The 5358-nt window shown below is 47.1% G+C and carries 7 protein-coding genes; all 7 read left to right on the forward strand.

The features are described from left to right. The first annotated feature begins 613 nt into the window (after positions 1-613). The 7 genes from L2082_RS18205 (at position 614) to L2082_RS18235 (ending at position 5099) form a co-directional block, all read left to right on the forward strand. On the forward strand, positions 614-1645 hold the full coding sequence (locus L2082_RS18205; protein ID WP_446010643.1) for a virulence RhuM family protein: 1032 nt from the start codon (positions 614-616) through the stop codon (positions 1643-1645). Next, a complete protein-coding gene (locus L2082_RS18210; protein WP_446010642.1) occupies positions 1642-1770 on the forward strand; it encodes a hypothetical protein in 129 nt (42 codons plus the stop codon). Before L2082_RS18205 ends, L2082_RS18210 begins: the two co-directional genes overlap by 4 nt. 142 nt (positions 1771-1912) lie before the next feature. Then, positions 1913-2266: a hypothetical protein gene (locus tag L2082_RS18215; protein WP_446010641.1), complete on the forward strand. Its 354-nt coding sequence runs from the start codon at positions 1913-1915 to the stop codon at positions 2264-2266. Beyond that, on the forward strand, positions 2199-3275 hold the full coding sequence (locus tag L2082_RS18220; RefSeq protein WP_446010640.1) for a formylglycine-generating enzyme family protein: 1077 nt from the start codon (positions 2199-2201) through the stop codon (positions 3273-3275). Before L2082_RS18215 ends, L2082_RS18220 begins: the two co-directional genes overlap by 68 nt. 125 nt (positions 3276-3400) lie before the next feature. Beyond that, positions 3401-3904: an HRDC domain-containing protein gene (locus tag L2082_RS18225; protein WP_446010639.1), complete on the forward strand. Its 504-nt coding sequence runs from the start codon at positions 3401-3403 to the stop codon at positions 3902-3904. Continuing rightward, the gene (locus tag L2082_RS18230) at positions 3888-4892 is read left to right on the forward strand and encodes a reverse transcriptase/maturase family protein (protein ID WP_446010638.1); all 1005 of its coding nucleotides are present in this window, start codon (positions 3888-3890) and stop codon (positions 4890-4892) included. The genes L2082_RS18225 and L2082_RS18230 overlap by 17 nt, the downstream gene beginning before the upstream one ends. Positions 4893-4904: 12 nt before the next feature. Then, positions 4905-5099 (forward strand): SUMF1/EgtB/PvdO family nonheme iron enzyme, encoded by a 195-nt coding sequence (locus L2082_RS18235; RefSeq protein ID WP_446010637.1) that lies wholly within the window; start codon positions 4905-4907, stop codon positions 5097-5099. The last annotated feature ends 259 nt before the right edge of the window (positions 5100-5358 follow it).

Here is a 5358-nt window from a genome sequence, read left to right on the forward strand (position 1 = left end):
TAAGCAAGAGAAAGTAGTTTCATGGAAAAACCTCTTTGATTTTTTTCACAAATTATAATATTATCTCCCCAGAATGTCTATTCTAATTATGCAGAATATGGCGTTTCCCACTAATCTGCGAAGAGCCATATTGTGTTAAGAACGGGGAGAGTGAGGTGAGTAACATGTCTCCAATCTTTGCAAGTCCGCATTCGTCTCCCCAATATTCTATAGGCTTGATGATTAAAGCCGCTCCTGATTTCATGTCTGGTATCACTTTGATATTTTTACGGACAATCTATTGCCCTGTCTTTTTGAAATCTTTCATTGTGTAGGACACGGGAAATCCTTCCAGATTGTAATTATCGAACAGGCTGTTCAGCACGGTGCTGATTTCCTGTGTTTTCCCTCTGTACTGTCGGGCCGCGAACTCAACTTCTCCAGGGATGCCGCTGAACAGATGCCAGATTGCGTTGTGTTTCGCATGCGGGACAACTCCGGCTATTCAATCATGGATTGAATATAACGGATTTTTAAGGTATTCTGCCATATCATAATTTCTATATAAATGATTCTGTGCGGGGTTATCCGTCAAGATAATCGGTCGGATGTACTCAGGAACTGAGAGGAGCAGATGACGAATCCAAAAAATATGGTGTCGGACAGATCGCAGCTTCTTATTTATCGAAGTCCAAGCGGTGAGATAAAAATTGATGTCCGTCTTGAAGAGGAGACGGTCTGGTTGACTCAGGCACACATGGCTGAGCTTTTTCAGGTGAAACCGCAGAACATCACAATGCATCTGAAAAATATATACGCCGAAGGGGAGTTATCCGAGCAGGCAACGTGTAAGGAATTCTTACAGGTTCAAACGGAAGGTACACGCAGGGTTGAGCGGAAAAGAAAATTTTATAATCTCGATGCCATTATTTCTGTAGGTTACAGGGTGAAATCACATGTTGCCACCCAATTCCGTATCTGGGCGACTCAGTGTTTGAAAGAATACCTCATTAAAGGTTTTGTTCTGGATGACGAGCGTTTTAAAAGTGGCAGTTCAATGAATTACTTTACCGAATTGCAAGAGCGGATTCGGGATATTCGGCTGTCGGAACGTTTTTTCTATCAGAAAATCAAAGATATTTACGCAACCAGCATTGATTATAATCCGAAAGACGAGAAGACGGTCGAGTTTTTTAAGATTGTGCAGAATAAGCTGCTCTGGGCGATCAGTCGGCAGACTGCGGCGGAGCTTGTCTATCGCCGGGCTGATGCAGAACTTCCGTTGATGGGAATGCTGTCCTTTGATAAAAAAGGAGATGTTGCTGTTCGTAAAAGCGATGTCAGTATTGCGAAAAATTATCTCACGGAAGAGGAAATAAAACTGCTCGGTTTACTGGTGGAGCAATACCTTGCCTTTGCCGAAACTATGGCTCAACAGCATGTTCCCATGTATATGAAGGACTGGATACAGCGTCTGGATGCTGTTCTTCAGCTCAACGGACGGGAGATTCTCAGTCATGCCGGGAAGATCAGTCACCAGAAGGCTGTAGAAAAATCGGCTTTGGAGTATGCAAAGTATAAAGAAGTACAGAAACAGGTTCAGCGGGAGGAGAGTTTGAGGGAGTTGGAGAATGATATTGAGAGGTTGAAAAAGAAATCATCATGAAAGCAATACTGATAACCGCTGTTGGCCAGACCCTGCTGGGGGTAGCATCTGCTGGCCGGGCAGAGGTCAAAGAAGTCTATTTCCTGCACACAACAAAGGCATGCTTCATATACCCCAAAAAGTAGTTGACACTTTCCGCAAGAACCGTGCCAAGCTATCGGCACAGGACGAAGCGAGCAATGTCTTAACATTATAGTTTTACATACATTGTAACGGTTTCCTTGTTTGAGACGGGACTCAACTCATCCATAAAGTGTCAACCGGCATATGAAGCATGCCACAACAAAAACAAAAAATGTGCTGAAGCTGAACTGTGATGAAGAACGCACAGGTAGTGGCCCGCCCGTCTATACCTGCTATGATAACAACGGCAAGGAACAGACGATCACGCCCGGTCCTGAATGGCAGCTGGTGGAGTTGCGTCCGGCCTGTCTGCTCAATACAACGACCGATACCGTTGATACTGCTTGCGCCGGGATTGCCAAGCCGGAGCTTTGGAACCAGAAAACCAGAAATAATTTACAGAAAAAAAACACAACAAACGGAGGAAGTTATGAGAAAAAACAAATCATTCAGCCTGCTACATTTTCTGGCAGGTGCATCATTACTGCTTGCCAGTAACGCTGTTGCAGCAGACCGGGTAGTCGTCATTCCCCTGGGCGGCACGGTGGGTAATGCAACAGCGGCAGATGTTGTTAAGGGAAAAACCTTTTCCAGCAAAGCAGCAGGCAAGGGAGCAACCGGCACCCTTGAGCAACACCCCATGGGGCAGAGCTATACCAACACAATCGGCATGACCTTCAATCTGATTCCGTCAGGGACGTTCACTATGGGCAGCCCTGACGGTGAACCGGGAAGAGATTCAACTGAAACCCAACATCAGGTTACTCTGACCGAATCGTTCTACATGCAGACCACCGAGGTGACACAGAAGCAATGGCAGGATCTGATCGACAACAATCCTTCCGACAGTAATCCGGGCGATAACTATCCGGTGGAGACCGTGAATTGGTTCGAGGCGGCCCATTTCGCCAATGCTCTGTCGGTATCTGAAAGCCGCAGCGAATGTTACACTCTGACAGGGTGCAGTTCAACACCTGGCAATGATATGGAATGCAGCTCTGTAGATATCAGCGATACCTGCACTGGCTATCGTTTACCCACCGAAGCCCAGTGGGAGTATGCGGCCCGTGCCACCACTACTGCGGCCTATGCCAACCCGGTTTTTTTTGATAGCAGCAACACTGAAATCGGCTCCGGTTTTAATACCAACCTTCATGCTATGGGATGGTATTGGTACAATAATGAAATGAAAAACAGTTCGGCTATAGCAGCCTACGAATCCGGCACCAAACCGGTGGCTGTCAAGCAGGCTAACAAATGGGGCCTATTTGATATGCACGGGAATGTCTGGGAATGGTGTCAGGATTGGTGGGACGGCTCATCAGCTTATTCTGCCGATCCTGTAACCGATCCTCAGGGAGATGCAACCGGCTCGAATCGCGTGATTCGCGGGGGCGGCTGGAGCAGCGTCGCCTGGAACGCGCGGTCGGCGGATCGCATCAGGTACTCGCCGGGCAACCGTTACTACCTCTTGGGGTTCCGGCTTGTCCTGCCTCCAGGTCAGTGAGCTGGGCTAGTCGCGGAGCGTAGGGGCAGGCCAGCGCAGCATGGTACACCCGGAGGGACGGAGGGTGTCCAGGCTGGAAGGGCCTGTCCTTACGCGGAGCGTTCAAATTTTTTTTATACAACACCATGTCACTTCAATGTAAGTTTTTCATTATTCCCACTCGCAACTGCCGGGAATCGGAAGAAGAGCTGAACAGCTTTCTGCGTTCTCATCGTGTGCTGACAGTTCATCGTGAATTTGTTGCTGACAAGGAGAATTCTTTTTGGAATTTCTGTGTCGAATATCTGTCGGGTGATTCCGATGACGGTAAAAAATTATCCGGTCGGTCTGGAAAAAATCGGGTGGATTACAAGGAAGTTTTGTCTCCTGAAGATTTCAAAATCTTTGCTGCGCTGCGAGAATGGCGCAAAAAGGCGGCAAATGATGCCGGAGTTCCGGTGTACACTCTGTTTACCAATGAGCAGCTTGCCCGCATTGTCACGGAAAAAGCCTCTTCAAAGGCAGAGTTGCAAACCATTGAAGGGGTCGGTGAATCCAGGGCGGCAAACTACGGAGACAGCGTTATTCAGCTCATGCGGGAGTTAACCGCAGAAGAAGATACAGAGAGAACTGATGAAACGGGCGGGTAACCTGTATACATCCATTACAGAACCTGACAATCTGCGACTGGCTTTTTATAAAGCAGCCAAAGGCAAGCATGATCGACATGAGGTCATTTTGTTCAGGAAAAATCTTGGCGACAATCTCAGATCATTACACCGTCAGCTGATCCAGCAATGCCCTGATGTCGGTCATTACCGTTTTTTTCAGGTTCGGGATCCGAAGCCACGCCGAATCTGTGCCGCCTCTTTTCCTGAACGAGTCCTGCACCACGCAATCATGAATATCTGCGATCCTGTTCTTGAGCGTTATGCAATTCACGATTCATACGCCTGCCGAAAAGGCAAGGGAACAATCCGCGCTCTGGAGCGTGCAAGTCTTTTTTCACGAAGAAACGGCTGGTATCTGAAACTTGATATTCGCCGTTATTTCGACTCGATTGACCAGAGAGTAATGCTTGATTTGCTGCAGAGAAAATTCAAAGATCAAAAACTGCTTCAACTCTTTAAGCAACTGCTGGAGACGTATCAGACCGAGCCGGGTAAAGGACTACCCATCGGCAACCTTATCTCGCAACATCTGGCGAATTTCTACCTCGGTTTTTTTGATCATTGGGTAAAAGAAACGTTGCGGGTACGCTACTACCTGCGTTATATGGACGACTTCATTCTTTTTTCTTCAAACCGGCAAATACTGAAACAACAGCTTGTTGATGTTCGTTCTTTCCTTGATGAACAATTGAAACTCACGCCCAAAGAAAACTTTCAGCTGAACAGATGCGGACACGGCATTCCTTTTCTCGGTTTTCGGGTATATCCGCATGTCATCAAGCTCGGAGCCCAAAGTAAAAAACGATTCAGAGAAAAATATCAAGGATATGAACAGAATTATCTTTTAGGAAAATGGACTGAAAAAGAATTGATCCGCCGTATGCAGCCTCTGCTCTCTTTTACCTTTCCCGCATCCTCGAAAAGTTACAGAAATCATGTTATACAGAGATATGGGGTCTTGTCCTAAGGCTCGAATCGCGTGATTCGCGGGGGCAGCTGGAACAACAACGCCAGGAACGCGCGGTCGGCGAATCGCAACAGGAACACGCCGGGCAACCGTAACAACAACTTGGGGTTCCGGCTTGTCCTGCCTCCAGCTCACCGGATTCTGCAAATGCAGCGTCCGCTGACCCGGACAAAATCCTGCCCCGATTTTTCGGGCAAACAGCAGTAATCATCTCCGGGGCCGGTAGCGGAACAGGATTGTTTTGCGAAAGCTCCGTGGATGCAGTTTTGTTTCTGAAAAACAACAATAACAATCATTACAATTATAAAGCTGTCGTTCTTTCCCGCTACGAATTACATATATCCTAAAATTAACTAGCTCTTCATGCTCCTTTTCGGTTACCTTAACTGATGGAGAAAGTGTCTCTTTGACATTTTTGAATGTAGAACGTATCTTTTTTCCGGTGAAGAGCATAAGGTTACTCCAT

This window comes from Candidatus Electrothrix sp., from assembly GCF_052785085.1.